Annotated in this window: 13 protein-coding genes; all 13 read left to right on the top strand. The window is 65.6% G+C overall.

Annotated features, from left to right (window positions below):
* Positions 1–10 precede the first annotated feature (10 nt).
* The 13 genes from OVY48_RS21425 to secG all read left to right on the top strand — a co-directional run bounded on the left by OVY48_RS21425 (position 11) and on the right by secG (position 15257).
* Complete coding sequence (locus OVY48_RS21425; protein ID WP_313924374.1) at positions 11–937, top strand: AAA family ATPase; 927 nt, start codon at positions 11–13, stop codon at positions 935–937.
* Positions 934–2526: a hypothetical protein gene (locus tag OVY48_RS21420; RefSeq protein ID WP_313924373.1), complete on the top strand. Its 1593-nt coding sequence runs from the start codon at positions 934–936 to the stop codon at positions 2524–2526. The genes OVY48_RS21425 and OVY48_RS21420 overlap by 4 nt, the downstream gene beginning before the upstream one ends.
* Before the next feature lie 25 nt (positions 2527–2551).
* Positions 2552–4162: an XrtA/PEP-CTERM system-associated ATPase gene (locus tag OVY48_RS21415; protein WP_313924372.1), complete on the top strand. Its 1611-nt coding sequence runs from the start codon at positions 2552–2554 to the stop codon at positions 4160–4162.
* 26 nt (positions 4163–4188) lie between these two features.
* Positions 4189–5037 (top strand): XrtA system polysaccharide deacetylase, encoded by an 849-nt coding sequence (locus OVY48_RS21410; protein WP_313924371.1) that lies wholly within the window; start codon positions 4189–4191, stop codon positions 5035–5037.
* 2 nt (positions 5038–5039) lie between these two features.
* Entirely contained in the window at positions 5040–6104 is a 1065-nt protein-coding gene (locus OVY48_RS21405; RefSeq protein ID WP_313924370.1) for a FemAB family XrtA/PEP-CTERM system-associated protein, read from the top strand.
* 68 nt (positions 6105–6172) lie between these two features.
* Positions 6173–7243 (top strand): FemAB family XrtA/PEP-CTERM system-associated protein, encoded by a 1071-nt coding sequence (locus OVY48_RS21400; RefSeq protein WP_313924369.1) that lies wholly within the window; start codon positions 6173–6175, stop codon positions 7241–7243.
* On the top strand, positions 7240–8463 hold the full coding sequence (locus tag OVY48_RS21395; protein WP_313924368.1) for a TIGR03087 family PEP-CTERM/XrtA system glycosyltransferase: 1224 nt from the start codon (positions 7240–7242) through the stop codon (positions 8461–8463). Before OVY48_RS21400 ends, OVY48_RS21395 begins: the two co-directional genes overlap by 4 nt.
* Positions 8460–9995, top strand: a complete 1536-nt coding sequence (gene xrtA, locus OVY48_RS21390; protein ID WP_313924367.1) for an exosortase A — start codon at positions 8460–8462, stop codon at positions 9993–9995. The genes OVY48_RS21395 and xrtA overlap by 4 nt, the downstream gene beginning before the upstream one ends.
* Before the next feature lie 10 nt (positions 9996–10005).
* The gene (locus OVY48_RS21385; protein ID WP_313924366.1) at positions 10006–11901 is read left to right on the top strand and encodes an XrtA/PEP-CTERM system amidotransferase; all 1896 of its coding nucleotides are present in this window, start codon (positions 10006–10008) and stop codon (positions 11899–11901) included.
* Between the two features lie 8 nt (positions 11902–11909).
* Positions 11910–12194, top strand: a complete 285-nt coding sequence (locus OVY48_RS21380) for a hypothetical protein (protein WP_313924365.1) — start codon at positions 11910–11912, stop codon at positions 12192–12194.
* Between the two features lie 62 nt (positions 12195–12256).
* The gene (locus OVY48_RS21375; protein ID WP_313924364.1) at positions 12257–13606 is read left to right on the top strand and encodes a sugar transferase; all 1350 of its coding nucleotides are present in this window, start codon (positions 12257–12259) and stop codon (positions 13604–13606) included.
* 2 nt (positions 13607–13608) lie between these two features.
* A complete protein-coding gene (locus OVY48_RS21370; protein ID WP_313924363.1) occupies positions 13609–14736 on the top strand; it encodes a glycosyltransferase in 1128 nt (375 codons plus the stop codon).
* Positions 14737–14882: 146 nt separating this feature from the next.
* Positions 14883–15257, top strand: coding sequence for a preprotein translocase subunit SecG (secG, locus tag OVY48_RS21365; protein ID WP_096061969.1), 375 nt, complete (start codon positions 14883–14885; stop codon positions 15255–15257).
* The last annotated feature ends 41 nt before the right edge of the window (positions 15258–15298 follow it).

The following is a 15298-nucleotide window of genomic DNA, read 5'->3' as shown; positions in this document are numbered from 1 at the left end:
ACCAGGAAACATGAACCAGCATAGCCCCATCAAAGGCGGATCGCTGATCGAGCGCGCCACCGAAATCTATGATTTCAGCGCTGCGCTGCGTGGCCGCGCCGCGCCTGCGGTCGAAATGCCCGCCGATGCGCCGCCGCTCGTCGAGCCGGTCGCTGTCGCGCCCGCCGCACTGGCCCCCGCGCCAACGAGCTTCCGCGCCTTGCCCTGGACCGGCCCCATCCAGCCGATCGACCGCATCGCGCTCGCCGAAGCAGGCCTGCTCCAGCCCGACGGCCCCGTCACCGCGATGAGCGAGGAATTTCGCCTGCTCAAGCGCGACCTGCTGGCGCAGCTACAGGATAATAAGCGCGGCAACCGCATCCTCGTCTGTTCGCCTCATAGCGGCGACGGCAAGAGCTTCTGCGCGATCAACCTGGCGCTCAGCCTCGCGGCCGAAAAGGATCGCGAAATCCTGCTGATCGACGCCGATTTCGGCAAGCCCGGCATCCCCGCCGCGCTGGGGCTGGAGGCTGGCCCTGGCCTCATGGACGCGCTCGCCGATCCGATGGTGGCGATCGAGGATTGTGTGATCCGCACCGACATTCCCTCGCTCTCGATCCTGCCCGCCGGACAGCGTAGCAATGCGGACACCGAATTTCTGTCCTCCGCGCGCACCGAACAATTGCTCGCGCGTCTGACAGAAGGCCGGCCCGACCGCATCCTCATTTTCGATTCGCCGCCGCTGCTAGCGGCTTCGCCCGCCGCCGTGCTGGCCAGCCATGTCGCCATCGCCCTGCTGGTGGTGCGCGCAGACAAGACCAGCGAAGCCGCCGTGCGCGACGCAATCGGCCTGCTCAAGGGCGGGGCGCAGGTCCAGCTTCTGCTCAACGCCGTGCGCTTCACCGGCGGCGGCCGTCGTTTCGGCAGCTATTATGCCAAGGGGGAACCCCGCTCATGACCCGTTTCTGGATCGGCGGCGCATCGCTCGTCGCGCTGGCGACCGCCGCCGCGCCTGCGCTGGCGCAGGATACGGATCGCCGCATGAACGTCACGCCCTATATCGGCATCGATCAGGTCGTGACCGGCCCGCTCAAGGGCGGCGGCGATGTGCTGACTTATACCAATGTCACCGCTGGCCTGACCGCCGAAGTGCAGAACCGCCGCGTCGAGGCGGTGGTCGACGTTCAATATAATCACAGCTTTGGCTGGGGTAGCCAGGCACCGGACCAGGATGTGCTGAGCGGTATCGCCAGCGCGCGCGTCAACCTGGCGCGTGGTCTCTCGCTCAATGCGGGCGGCTTTGCGACGCGGGTGCGAACCGATGGCTTGTCGGGCGCGACCTCGCTCAACGACAATAGCTATACCAGCCAGGTCTATGCCGGTTATGTCGGCCCGTCCTACACGACGCAGGTCGGCGACTTCACCGTCAACGGCTCCTATCAACTGGGCTATGCGCGGGTCGAAGACAGCGTCAATGCCGATTTTGCGGGCGGGCAGGGCGGTTCCTTCGCCGATAGCTGGACGCACAGCCTTTTGGGGTCGGTTGGCTTTGCCCCCGGCACGCTGCTGCCGGTCGGCCTCACCGCCAGCGCAGGCTATAATCGCGAAGACGCCAGCCAGCTCGACCAGCGGTTTGAAAATGCCTGGGGTCGGCTCGATGCCACCCTGCCGGTCTCGCGCACCGTCGCGCTGATCGGCGGCATCGGCTATGAAAAGATCGAGATCAGCCAGCGCTCGCCGCAACGCGCGACCGACGGCACGCCGCTCATCCGCAATGGCCGCTATGTCACCGACAAAAGCTCGCCGCGCGCGCTCATCTACAATTTCGACGATATCATCTGGGACGCGGGCGTCTTGTGGCGGCCCAGCCGCCGCACATCGCTGACCGCGCGGGTGGGCGAACGCTATGGCGGCATGACCTATCAGGGCAGCTTCACCTGGCAGGGCCAGGACAGCAGCTTCGGCGTCATGGTGTTCGACGGCATCGACAGTTTCGGCCGCATGATCATGGCCGATGTCGCCGCCGTGTCGGGCAGCAGCCTCAATGTCGTGCGCAATCCCTTCACCGGCGACCTCACCGGCTGCGCCTTCTCGACCACCGGCGGCGGGCAATGTTTCAACGATTCGCTGTCGGGCATCACCGACGCCAATTTCCGCTATCGCGGCGTCGCGGCGCAATATTCGCTGCGGCGCGGCCCATGGGGCTGGGGCCTTGGCGCTGGCTATTCGCAGCGCAAGTTCATCACGCCGCAGGGTCAGAGCGTGCTAATCAGCGGATCGCGCGACGAAAACTGGTATGGTAACGGTTCGGTCACCTACACGTTCAACGACAGCGACAGCATGGATCTGGTGACCTACATCAACTATTTCGATGCCAGTGGCGATCGGCCGGACGTGCTGAACTTCGGCGCGTTCACCAGCTATTATAAGAGCCTGACCCGGCGCTTGTCGGCATCGGCCTCGGTCGGCGTTGACGGCGTTCAGGCGGACGATTTCGAAACCATCATCAGCGCGTTGGGCCAGGTCGGCCTGCGCTACAGCTTCTAACGGGTCGGCCTGGGGAGACGAAGATATGTACGATCAATTCTACGGATTGCAGGGTCGCCCGTTCCAGCTGACGCCGGACCCCCATTATTATTTTGAAAGCGCCACCCATCGCAAGGCGCTCTCCTATCTGGGCTATGGTCTGGCGCAGGGCGAAGGCTTCATCGTCATCACCGGCGACATCGGCGCGGGCAAGACCACTTTGGTCGGCCATCTGATGCAGACCATCGACCCTTCGCGGCTCACCGCGGTCAAGATCGTCTCGACCCAGGTGCAGGGCGACGACATGCTGCGCCTCGCCGCGCAGAGCTTCGGCCTCGCGACCGAAGGCATGACCAAGGCGGCGACGCTGCAACAGGTCGAAGCCTATCTCCACATGCAGGCGCGCGCCGGACGGCGCACCCTGCTGATCGTGGATGAGGCGCAGAATCTCGCCGTCTCGGCGATAGAGGAACTGCGGATGCTGTCCAATTTCCAGTTGGGCGGCCAGTCGCTGCTGCAGATTTTCCTGCTCGGCCAGCCCGAATTTCGCGACCTGCTCAAATCGCCGCAGCTTGAACAATTGCGCCAGCGCGTCATCGCCACCCATCATCTCGAACCGATGATGGCCAATGAAGTCGAACCCTATGTCATCCATCGCCTGACGGTGGCGGGCTGGGATGGTCGCCCGATCTTCAGCCGCGACGCCTTTGCCGCACTCTACGCCGCGACCGGCGGCGTACCGCGCCGCCTGAACGCGCTGGTCAGTCGCGTCCTGCTGATGGGCGCGATCGAGCAGTTGGAAGCGATCGACGCCGATGTGGTGCAGGCGGTCGTGGCCGACATGGGTCTGGACATCGACGTCACGCCAGCGGCAATGACGCCGTCCGCGCTGGACGATGTCGAAGATGTGGGTGAGGACGCTGCCCCGATCGCACCGGAAGCAGACATCGAGGAGGATGTGGCGCCGCTCGAACTGGAAACCGTCGCGCAAGCAGACGAAATCATGCCCGAAGTCGAGGCGGAGCAGCCAATGATCGAAGAAAATTGGCCGCTGGCCTCCGACACACAGGACGCCGAGATCGTGAACGAAGTCATCGAAGACGAAGTGATCGAAGACGCGCCGGTCGCGCTCGAAGACAGCCCCGCACAGGATGACGCCACCCTTGGCGACTTCACGTCGCCCTATGACCAGCAGGACTGGTCGATGCAGCGTGCGCCTTTCGCGCCGCCTGTCGGGGTGGAAGCCATCGAAGAGGATGACGATCAGCCCGAAGCCGACGTCGTCGAAGAATTGGCCGACGAACTGGACGCCAAGATCGCCGACCTGCACGAAGCCGAGGCCGAACAGCCCGACACCATCGACGCCCAAGCCGTCGAGACGCTGCGCCACGACATGCTGGGCGAGGTCGAAGCACTGCGCGCCGAAATCGCCTCGCTGCGTGCGGTGCAGGCGCATGTGCCCTTCGTCCCCGCCCAGACCATCGATCCCGAAGCGCTCAAGGATTGCTTCACCCTGATCGAGGAGCGGCTGTCCTCGCTGGAATTCCGCGCAGAGGAACAGGACACAGCACTGCGTCGCGTCCTGACCCTGCTGGTCGATTGGGTCGAACGCGAAGATCGCATGGCGGGGGTGACGCAGGATAGCGTCGCCGCCTGACTGCAAGACGCGCTGGGATCACCGGAATGATGCAGAACGCCCTGTCGGTCGATGTCGAGGACTGGTTCCAGGTCGGCGCGTTCGAGCGCACGATCCGTCGCGCCGATTGGGACGGGCTGACTCACCGGGTCGAGGGCAATACAGACGCCGTGCTGGACCTGTTCGCGCAGGCAGACGTCAAGGCGACCTTCTTCACCCTGGGCTGGGTGGCCGAACGCTATCCCGCGCTGATACGACGCATTGCGGACGCGGGCCACGAAGTCGCCAGCCATGGCTATGACCATGCCCGCGTCTTCACCTTCACCCCCGAAGCCTTCCGCGCCGACCTGCGCAAGGCGCGCGCCATCCTGGAAGATGCCAGCGGCCAGGCCGTGACCGGCTATCGCGCGCCGAGTTTCTCGATCGACACGCGCACGCCCTGGGCGCATCCCATATTGGCGGAGGAGGGCTATCGCTATTCCTCCAGCGTCGCGCCGATCCGGCATGACCATTATGGCTGGCCCGAATCGCCGCGCTTCGCCTGGAAACCCGTGTCGGGGTCGGACTTGGTCGAACTGCCGGTGACGACGGCGAAACTGGGCAATCGAACGCTGGCGGCGGGGGGAGGGGGCTTTTTCCGCCTGCTTCCCTATGGATTTTCGCGCTGGGCGATCCGGCAAGTCAATCATCAGGCCGGGCGACCTGCGATCATCTATTTCCACCCGTGGGAAATCGACCCGGACCAGCCGCGCGTCGCTGAGGCGCCGTTGCGCTCGCGCCTGCGCCATTACAGCAACCTGTCCGTCATGGCCGCCAAGCTGCGCCGCCTGACGCGCGACTTCGCCTGGACGCGGGTCGACGCGCTGGCCGATGCCGAAGCGGCGCGCGCGTCCTGACCATGGGGCAGTCCGCCACCCCCTTCGTCACGATCATGGACCTGACCGACCCGGCACAGGCGCGAGCGGTTGACGCCTATGTCATGGCCCATGCCGACGGCACGCCCTTTCACCGCCCGGCCTGGTTGCTCGCCGTGCAGGACGGCACCGCCAATCCGGCCCTGCTACTCGCAGCAGTCGGCCCTTCGGGCGGCATCAGCGGCCTGTTGCCGCTGCATCATGTGCGCAGCCGCCTGTTCGGCCAAGCGCTCGTCTCGACCGCCTTCGCCGTCGATGGCGGTATATTGGCGGACAATGATCGCGCCGCCACGGCCCTCGTCAGGGCGGCGGAAGATCTGGCGCGCGATCGCGGTGGCCTGTCGCTCGAACTGCGCGGCGGCCCGGTGCCCGGCGGAGCCTGGGAACAGCGCGCCGATCAGCATGTCGGCTTCGTCCGGCCGATCGCCGCCGCCGACGACGCGGAACTGCGCGCCATCCCGCGCAAACATCGCGCCGAACTGCGCAAGGCGCTCGCTAACCCCGCCTTGGCGATCGACATCGGCCGCAGCCGCCAGCATCTGCGCGACCATTATCGCGTCTACGCCACCAGCGTCCGCAACCTCGGCACCCCGGTCTTCCCCGCGCGCCTGTTCCGCGCCGTGCTGGACCGGTTCGGCGACGATGCGGACATATTGATCGTGCGCGATGGCGACCGGCCCGTCTCGGCCGTGCTGACTCTCTATCATAACGGCCGGGTCATGCCCTATTGGGGCGGCGGCCTCACCGATGCGCGGCGGCTGCGCTCCAACGAACTCATGTACTACCGCCTGATGGGCCATGGTCGCGCACGCGGCATGACGACGTTCGATTTTGGCCGCTCAAAAGTCGGCAGCGGGCAGGCGGCCTGGAAAAAAAGTTTCGGTTTCGCGCCGCAGCCTCTGGTCTATCATGAATGGGCGCCCGATGGCGCGCGGCGCGACGTGAACCCGCATAGCGAGAAATATCAGCGCCGCATTGCGCTGTGGAAACGACTGCCGCTGCCGGTCGCCAATCTGGTCGGCCCGCTCATCGCGCGCGGTTTGGGATGACATCTGGGATATATGCTATGCCGGTCCATGGGGCCGGCTGGGGTCGGGGGGATTAGGACGTCGTGTTCATGCAAGGGATAACCGAGGTCGGCCTCATCGTGGAAGAGGCGCGCCTTACCGACACGGCGGAGGTCGCCGCGATCGACGCCTGGGTGCGCGCGCATCCGGCATCGACGCCGTTCCAGCGCCCCGGCTGGATCATGGGGGTCGAACATGGCACGGGTCAGAAAGCCCGGATGCTGGTCGCACGGCTCGGCAGTCAGATCGTCGGCGTCTTGCCGCTCACCTATATCCGCTCGATGTTGTTCGGCCGCGCCCTCGTCGGCAGCGGCTTCGCGGTCGATGGCGGCATCCTCACCACCCATCGCAAGGCCGGCGAGATGCTGGCCGACGCCGCCTGGACGCTGGCCGAAAAGCTTGGTTGCGCGACACTCGAACTGCGCGGCGGCGAAGCGCCAGCCGGTCTCGCCTGGCAGGCCAAAGCCGACGCCTATCTCGGCTTCTCGCGCCCGCTTGCCGCCGACGATGAAGCGGAACTCAAGGCTGTCCCCAAGCGCCACCGCGCCGAAATCCGCAAAAGCCTTGCCAACGACCTGACCTTCGAGAGTGGCCGCGACAAGTGGTTGCGCGACATCCATTACCGCCTCTACGCCCATAGCGTTCACCATCTGGGCACCCCGGTTTTCCCACGCGCCCTGTTCGACGGTGTACTCGACCGCCTCGGCGACGACGCCGACATCGCCCTCGTGTCGAAGGATGGCACGCCCCTGTCGGCGGTCATCAGCCTCTATCATGGCGGCGCGTGCATGCCCTATTGGCATGGCGCGGCGGATGGCGCGCGGACGATGCGCTCGAATGAAGCGCTCTATTTCCTGCTGATGCGCCAGGCGCGCGAGCGCGGCTGCACGACCTTCGATTTCGGCCGGTCAAAGGTCGGCACCGGCCCCGCCGCCTGGAAAAAGACCTGGGGCTTCGAGGGCGACCCGCTCGGCTATCATCTGCGTACCGCGCCGGGCAAGGAGACGCGCGACGTCAATCCGCTCTCGCCCCAATATCGGCGCAAGGTCGAATATTGGAAGAAGCTCCCCGAAAGCCTCGCGACGCTGATCGGCCCGCATATCGCGCGGGGCCTTGGATGACGGGCGAGATCCTCTTCCTCTGCCATCGCATCCCCTTTCCGCCGGACAGGGGTGACAAGATCCGCTCCTGCAACCTGCTCAAGCGGCTGGCGCAGGTCGCGCCGGTCCATGTCGGCTGTTTCGCCGATGATGATCGCGACATGGGCTTTGCCGGGGAACTCGCCGCCGTGGCGCAGAGCCATTGCCTGCTACGGCGCGACAGGTCCAAGATAGTGGCGGGCCTCACCGGCCTTGCCAAGCGAGAACCCTTGCTCGTGTCGCTGTTCGACCATCCTGGCCTGCACCAATGGGTCGCGCAGACGCTCGCCGACCGCCCGATCCGCGCAGTCGTCGCCTATTCGGCGCAGATGGCGCATTTCGTCCCCGCGCTGCCCCCCGGCGTCCGCTTCCTCATGGATTTCGTCGATTTCGATTCGGCCAAATATGCCGCTTATGGCGCGCAGGGGTCCGGTCCGATGGGCTGGATCAACCGGCGCGAGGGGCGCGTGCTGCTCGACTTCGAACGCCGCGTCGCCGCCCGCGCCGACATCTCCACCTTCGTCAGCGAAGCCGAAGCCGCCCTGTTCCGCGCCGCCAGCGGTCTCGGCCCCGACCGCATCGTGCCGCTCGAAAATGGCGTCGCGCTCGACTATTTCGATCCGGCCGCTGACTTCCCCCCAATGGCACATGGCGACGGCCCCTTGCTCGTCTTCACCGGGCAAATGGACTATCGCCCCAATGTCGAGGCGGTCGAAAGTTTCGCGCGCCAGACCTTGCCCGCCATCCGCACCGTCCATCCCAACGCCCGCTTCGCCATCGTCGGTCGCAACCCGTCCAAGGCCGTCGAAGCGCTCGCCGCCCAGCCCGGCGTGATCGTGACCGGCGGCGTGCCCGACGTGCGCGGCTGGCTGGCGGCGGCTGACATCGTCGTCGCGCCCTTGCGCATCGCGCGCGGCATCCAGAACAAGGTGCTGGAAGCCATGGCAATGGCCCGCCCGGTCGTCGCCTCGCCCCAAGCCGCCGAAGGCATCGACGCGCAGGATGAAATGCACTTCCTGATCGCCGCCAACCCGGCCGAAGAAGCCGCCAAGATCAACGCCTTGCTCGCCGATCCCGCCCGCGCAGCCCAGCTCGGCATCGCCGCCCGCGCGCGGATGGAGGCCCGCTACCGCTGGTCGGCCACGCTCGCCCATCTGCCCGACCTGCTGTTCGGTCCCCAAGCGGACAGCCGCGCCGCATGACCGGACAGACGCTGCCCATGGCGCGCACCCCGCTCGTCGACCTGACCGGATGGCGCGGCCATCTGACCGCGCTCGGCGTCGTCGCCTTCGCAATCCTGACGCTATTTTTCGATGATGTGCATTCGATGGTGTCGATCTGGTGGAATTCCTCCACCTTCGGCCATTGCCTCTTCATCCCGCCGCTCATCGCCTGGCTGGTGCAGCAACGTCTGCCCGGTCTGCGCCAATTGGAGCCCGTCGCCTGGACGCCGGGCCTCATCTGGCTGGGGCTGGGCGCGCTCGCCTGGCTGCTGGGCGCAGCGGCGGGCGTGGCGATGGTTCGCCATGGCGCGCTCATCCTGATGCTCCAGGGCGCGACCGTCGCGCTGCTCGGTCCCGCGGTCGCGCGTGCACTCATCTTCCCGCTCTTCTACGCCTTCTTCATGGTGCCATTCGGCGAGGAACTCGTGCCGCCGCTGCAACTGGTGACGGCGCATCTAACGATGTTCTTCCTCGACCTGTCGGGCGTGCCCGCGCATATGGAGGGCATCTTCATCACCACGCCGACCGGCTATTTCGAAGTGGCGGAGGCCTGTTCGGGCGCGAAGTTCCTGATCGCCATGACCGCCTATGGCGTTCTCGTCTGTAACGTCTGTTTCAAAAGCTGGCCGCGCCGCATCATCTTCATGGCCGGCGCGCTGCTGCTCTCCATCCTCGCCAATGGCGTGCGCGCTTTCGCCACCATATTGGTCGCGCATCTGACCACCATCGATGCGGCGGTGGGCTTTGATCATGTCGTTTATGGCTGGGTCTTCTTCGCGATCATCATGATCGTGGTGATGGCAACCGCTTGGCCCTTTTTCGATCGCAAGCCTGGCGACCCTTGGTTCGATCCGCAACGCCTGCAAAGCCCCGTCGTCCAAACCGGATCGGCAGGCCGGAACGCGGGCATTGCACTGGCCCTGATCGTCGCCGCGCCGCTGTGGCTCGCCGCCACCGCCGCCAATGCTGATCCCTTGCCCGCGCGCATCGACCTGCCCTCGGTCCCCGGCTGGACCCGTAGCGCGACGCCGATGGCCTATCCCTGGAAGCCGCGCTTCGATGGCGCGGACCATGCCACTCTGGGCCGTTATCGCAACGCTGACGGCCAGATCGTAGACCTCGCCATCATCGCCTATGAACGGCAGGATGAAGGCCGCGAACTGGTCGGCTTCGGCCAGGGCGCGGCCGATCCCGATGGCCAATGGGTCTGGTCGTCGCCAGCCCCAGCACCGCAAGGCGCGCGCGGCGAACAGATCACCGCCCCCGGCCCGGTCGTGCGTCAGGTGCTGAGCTATTATGTCGTGGGCGGCAATGCACCCACCGGCAGCCGCCCGCAGGTCAAGATCGCCACGATGAAAGCCCGCCTGCTGGGGCAGGATCAGCGCGCCGTCGCCATCCTCATCTCCGCCGAAGAAGGGCAGGGCGCGCGCGCCGATGCGGCGATCCGCGCCTTCCTGACCAATATCGGCGACATACAGCTTTTGGCTGACCGCAGCGCGGGCATCCGCTAAGGAGGTTCGCATGTGCGGCATAGCGGGTATCTTTCATCTGGAAACGGCCAAGCCGGTCGATCCCGCGCGGGTGCGCGCCATGCTCGATGCGATGCCGCATCGCGGCCCGGACGGCAGCGGCATCTGGACCGCGCCGGGCGTAGGCTTTGGGCATCTGCGCCTCTCAATCATCGACCTGGAATCGGGCGCGCAACCGATGCTGACCGACGACGAGGCGCTGGCGGTCGTGTTCAACGGCGAAATCTATAATTTCGCCGAAGTCCGCGCCGAACTGGAGGCGAAGGGCCATGTCTTTCGCACCCATAGCGACACCGAAGTCATCCTCCACGGCTATCGCCAATGGGGCGAAGAGTGCGTCCACCGTTTCAACGGCATGTTCGCCTTTGCCCTGTTCGACGCGCGCGCCCAGTCGCTCTGGCTGGTGCGCGACCGTCTGGGGGTCAAGCCGCTCCATTATGCCTTGCTCTCCGACGGCAGCCTGATCTTCGGATCGGAATTGAAGAGCCTGCTTGCCCATCCGCTGCTGCGCCGCGCGCCGGACCTCTCCGCGCTCGAAGATTATATGGCCTATGGCTATGTCCCCGACGATGCCTGCCTGGTCGCGGGCGTGCGCAAGCTTGGCGCGGGCGAAACGCTCCGCCTGGTGCGCGGACGGACCTTGCCCCAACCGCACCGCTATTGGGATGTCAGCTTTGCCGACCGCACCAAATCCTCACCCCAGGAATCGGAAGAAGAACTGGTCGCCCTCATGCGGCAGGCCGTTCGTTCGCGCATGGTCGCCGATGTGCCGCTGGGTGCCTTCCTGTCGGGCGGCGTGGACAGCAGCAGCGTCGTCGCGCTCATGGCCGAGGCGTCGAGCCAAGCCGTCAAGACCTGCACCATCGGCTTCGATGTCGCCGCGCTTGACGAAACCGCTTATGCCGACCGGATCGCCCGGCGCTTCGCCACCGATCATCGCAGCCGCATCGTCTCGCCCGACGATTATGGTCTGATCGACCGGCTCGCCTTCCATTTCGACGAGCCCTTTGCCGATGCCTCCGCGTTGCCGACCTTCCGCGTGTGCGAACTGGCGCGTGAGCAGGTTACGGTCGCGCTGTCGGGCGATGGCGCGGACGAGGCCTTTGCGGGCTATCGCCGCCACCGTTTCCAGATGCAGGGCGAACGCATCCGCGGCCTCATCCCCGCCTCGGTCCGCGAACCCCTGTTCGGCACGCTCGGCAAATATTATCCCAAGGCAGATTGGGCACCGCGCGCGCTGCGGGCCAAATCGACCTTCCTCGAACTGGCGGGCAGCGGCGGCGAAGCCTATGCCGCGTCGGTCGGCATCACCCCCCACGCCCTGCGCCAGCGCCTCTTCACGCAGGAGGTGAAGGGACGGCTCGGCGGCTATCGCGCCGAAGATCGCTATATAAAGGCGATGGCCAACGCGCCCGCGCGCGACGCACTCGACCGCGCCCAATATGCCGACATCAAATATTGGTTACCCGGCGACATTCTGACCAAGACCGACCGGATGAGCATGGCCGTCAGTTTAGAAGCGCGCGAACCCCTGCTCGACCATCGCCTCGTCGAATTTGCCGCGCGCCTGCCGGTTGGCCAGCGCATTCGCGGCAATAGCGGCAAATATCTGCTGAAAAAGGCGATGGAGCCTTATCTGCCGCAGGACATACTCTACCGCCAGAAAATGGGCTTCGTCACCCCGATCAGCGCCTGGTTCCGCGGCGCGCTCGCCGGCGAAGCCACTGCCATCGCGGGCGGTTCGGCGCTGGCCCGGACCGAATGGTTCGACAGCGCCATGCTCGCCCGCATCGCCACCGACCACCGCTCCGGCGTCGCCGACCATGGCCGCCTGCTGTGGCAATTGCTGATGCTGGATAAGTCCCTGACGCGACTGTTCGGGGCGTAGGCCGGGCAATGCGCAATTTTCTCGGCGTTACGGCGATGTTCGCGGCACCTTGGTTAGTCTGGCTTGGTTTTGCGCATATTGTGCGCCCCTATTGGAGCGGCGATGTTGCGGCTTTGGCCATGATGCCGCTTTCCGTTGCTGCTGGAATAAGCGGTTTTTGGATTGCTAACCCTCCATCCAAATGGAAGGAAAAATATCTCCTGGCACTCTTGGTGGCCTATGCGATATTGATCAGTATAGCGCAGCCGTTTATTGGCCTTTGGGCTGTATGCACGACAGGGGACTGTATCTAGGGCTATTGCAACCCGCGCCGCCCGGTGCCAACGGAGCGCATGGCGATGATCGGGGCGCAGCAGTGACAGTTTCCAAGGAAATCGTGCGGTTCCGGCTTTACGCGCTGTGCCTGGGCGGGGACATGGCCGGGCTGTTCTGCGCCTTCCTCGCCGCCAACTGGTTCGTGTTGGGCGCGCTGTGGGGCGAGCCGGGCAAGCCGCACGGCCTCGTCATGTTCGCGATGATCGCGCCGCTCTATGCGCTGCTGGCGGTGCAGGGCGGCGGCTATGGCATTCAAAGCATCAACAATGTCCGGCGCGGCATCGTCCGCGCGCTCTGGGCGCTGGTGCAGGCGGCGCTGCTGATGCTGCTGATCGTCTATCTCGGCAAGATGGCCGAACAATTGTCGCGCCTCACCTTCGTAACCGGCCTTGGCCTCGGCGGTCTTGCCGTCGCACTGGTGCGCCTCGCGATCGCGCGGCTGGCGAGTCAGGTGCTGGGCGACGTGCCCGACCTCACCGTCGTCATCATGGATGGCGTGATGATCGCCACCGGGCCGCATATGACCGTCATCGAAGCCGCCGCCATCGACCTGCGCCCCGAACGCCATGATGCCGACATGGCGGCACGGCTGGCGAGCGCGGTCGGCATGGCCGAGCGCGTGATCGTCGCCTGTTCGCTCGACCGGATGGCCGACTGGTCGGCGGCGCTCAAATCGCTGTCCGCCCGTGGCGAGATCGTCGTGCCCGAACTGCTGCGTTTCGCCCCCGCGCGCGTCGCCGAATTTGATGGCCAGCCGACCATCATCGTCGCGGGCGGCCCGCTCCAGTTCCGGGACCGGCTGATCAAGCGGCTGTTCGACCTGATCGTCGCTACCGTTGCCACCATCTTGCTCTCGCCCATCCTGATCGGCGCCGCGCTAGCGGTGAAACTGACCAGCCCCGGCCCGATCCTCTTCCGCCAGCCGCGCATCGGCAAGGATGGCCGCTCCTTCTCCATCTACAAATTTCGTTCGATGCGGACAGAGGCCAGCGACACGAAGGCCGCGACCCTGACCAAGCGGGACGATGATCGCGTGACCTCGATCGGAACCTTCCTGCGTAGGACCAGTATCGACGAATTGCCTCAACTTTTCAATGTTTTAGAAGGCGATATGAGCATCGTCGGCCCGCGCCCCCACGCCGCCGCCGCGCGGGCAGGGGACAGCCTCTATTGGGAAGTCGACCCCCGCTATTGGGCGCGCCACTGCATCAAGCCCGGCATGACCGGTCTCGCCCAGGTGCGCGGCCATCGCGGCTCGACCGACCATCATCAGGATCTGATCGACCGGCTCCAATCGGACCTGGAATATGTCAGCGACTGGTCGGTCTGGCGCGACCTGCGCATCATCGTCGCGACTCTGGGCGTCCTCGTCCACCACAAGGCCTATTGAGCATGACCGACCTGCTAATAGGCGTTCTACTGTCCGCTTCGCTGTTCGCTTTGCTATGGCCCTTCCTCTTCTACCCCCTGATTTTGCGCGCTTTACCGACGCTTCCAGAAGCGCCGACAGCGACCACGCCGCCCAGCGCCTCGCTGCTCTTCTGCGCCTATAGTGAAGCCCATGCGATGCCCGAAAAGCTCGCCAATATCGCCATGCTCAAGGCGCGCCATCCGGGGCTTGAATGCCTGGCCTTTGACGACGGCTCATCCGACGGCACCGGCGACCTGATCGCGGCGCAGGGCGATCTCGTCACCCTGATCCGTGGTCCCGGCCGCAGCGGCAAGGCGCATGGCATGAAGCAACTCGCCGCCCGCGCCACTGGCGACGTGCTGATCTTCACCGACGCCAATGTTCTGCTGGACGGCGACGCAATCGACAATCTGCTCGCCCGCTATGCCGAGCCGGATGTCGGCGGCGTGTTGGGATCGCTCCATTATATCGGCGCGGACGAAAGCGCGACCGCCTCGGTCGGCTCGCTCTACTGGCGGATCGAGGAACGGCTGAAGGACGAGGAATCGCGCACCGGCAATGTGCTGGGTGCAGACGGTTCGATCTTCTCCATCCGCCGTAGCCTCTATCCCGATTTCCCCGACAGCGTGCTGGATGACCTCACGGTCTCGATGGCCGTCGTGTTCGCGGGCAAGCGCCTGGTGAAGGCCAAGGACGTCATCGCCCGCGAACGGCTGGTGACGGGGCGCAAGGACGAATATCGCCGCAAGGTACGGATCGCCGCCCGCGCCTGGCACACCCATGTCCACCTGCGCCCGCAACTGCGCCAAATGCGCGCGATCGATCGCTTCAAATATGCCTCGCGCAAGATCGTCCGCTGGTTCGGCGGCGTCTTCATCCTGACCGGCGCGATTGCTGCGGGGACGCTGGCGATGCGGATTTCGCCCATGCTCTATATGGTCGGCGCCCTGGCCGTCGCCCTGATCATCTGGGCCGGTGTCCGCGCGAAAAGCGGCCCGTTCGCGGCGTTGGTCGATATACTCATCGCCTATGCCGCCACCCTGCAGGGCGTGGTCAAGGCCATGACCGGCCGCACCGTCACGACCTGGAATCCGGCCAAGTCACGCTGATCGATAAATCCTCCCCCGCCAAGGAGGATATTTGGACGTCGCCACCTCTTCCCAGCAGGCGGAACTACAAAGCGGCGGTTGCCCCCGCGTCGCTTCGTCGCTATGTGCCCGGCAACGCCCTCCTTACCCGGACAGAAACCCGTCGCATGTTCACTTTTCTTCTCGTCGTGCAGGCCATCGTGGCCGCCCTGCTGGTCACCGTCATCCTGATGCAGAAGTCGGAAGGCGGCGGGCTGGGCGTGGGCGGTAGCCCGGCTGGCTTCATGTCGGCGCGCGGCGCGGCGGATTTCCTCACCCGGTCCACCTCCATCCTGGCGACGGTCTTCGTGCTGTTGTCGATCGCCATGGCGGTGATCGCGGCGGTGCGTCACGCCCCGACCGATATCGACACCTCGCTGGTGCGGCAGGCACCGACGAGCCAGGGCGCGCCCGCGACCGGCACCGTCGATCCGTTGACCGGTGCGGCCGATTCGGTCGGCAATGGTGCGGCGGCCAACGGCGCGGTTCCCCTCGCCAACTAAACCGTTCATCGACATCGCTGATCTTTTTTAAGCGCGCGTGG

It is taken from the genome of Sphingobium sp. SA2 (assembly GCF_032227065.1).
Classification (GTDB): Bacteria; Pseudomonadota; Alphaproteobacteria; order Sphingomonadales; family Sphingomonadaceae; genus Sphingobium.
Note: the sequence above shows the minus strand (reverse complement) of the source record. Positions and strands in the feature narration are given on the sequence as shown.

What these genes read in the sequence shown, in the direction of transcription:
- secG (WP_096061969.1), top strand. Translation starts at nt 14,883, where the DNA reads ATGTTCACTTTTCTTCTCGTCGTGCAGGCCATCGTGGCCGCCCTGCTG.
- OVY48_RS21380 (WP_313924365.1), top strand. Translation starts at nt 11,910, where the DNA reads ATGCGCAATTTTCTCGGCGTTACGGCGATGTTCGCGGCACCTTGGTTA.
- xrtA (WP_313924367.1), top strand. Translation starts at nt 8,460, where the DNA reads ATGACCGGACAGACGCTGCCCATGGCGCGCACCCCGCTCGTCGACCTG.
- OVY48_RS21385 (WP_313924366.1), top strand. Translation starts at nt 10,006, where the DNA reads ATGTGCGGCATAGCGGGTATCTTTCATCTGGAAACGGCCAAGCCGGTC.
- OVY48_RS21370 (WP_313924363.1), top strand. Translation starts at nt 13,609, where the DNA reads ATGACCGACCTGCTAATAGGCGTTCTACTGTCCGCTTCGCTGTTCGCT.
- OVY48_RS21400 (WP_313924369.1), top strand. Translation starts at nt 6,173, where the DNA reads ATGCAAGGGATAACCGAGGTCGGCCTCATCGTGGAAGAGGCGCGCCTT.
- OVY48_RS21395 (WP_313924368.1), top strand. Translation starts at nt 7,240, where the DNA reads ATGACGGGCGAGATCCTCTTCCTCTGCCATCGCATCCCCTTTCCGCCG.
- OVY48_RS21420 (WP_313924373.1), top strand. Translation starts at nt 934, where the DNA reads ATGACCCGTTTCTGGATCGGCGGCGCATCGCTCGTCGCGCTGGCGACC.
- OVY48_RS21405 (WP_313924370.1), top strand. Translation starts at nt 5,040, where the DNA reads ATGGGGCAGTCCGCCACCCCCTTCGTCACGATCATGGACCTGACCGAC.
- OVY48_RS21410 (WP_313924371.1), top strand. Translation starts at nt 4,189, where the DNA reads ATGATGCAGAACGCCCTGTCGGTCGATGTCGAGGACTGGTTCCAGGTC.
- OVY48_RS21425 (WP_313924374.1), top strand. Translation starts at nt 11, where the DNA reads ATGAACCAGCATAGCCCCATCAAAGGCGGATCGCTGATCGAGCGCGCC.
- OVY48_RS21415 (WP_313924372.1), top strand. Translation starts at nt 2,552, where the DNA reads ATGTACGATCAATTCTACGGATTGCAGGGTCGCCCGTTCCAGCTGACG.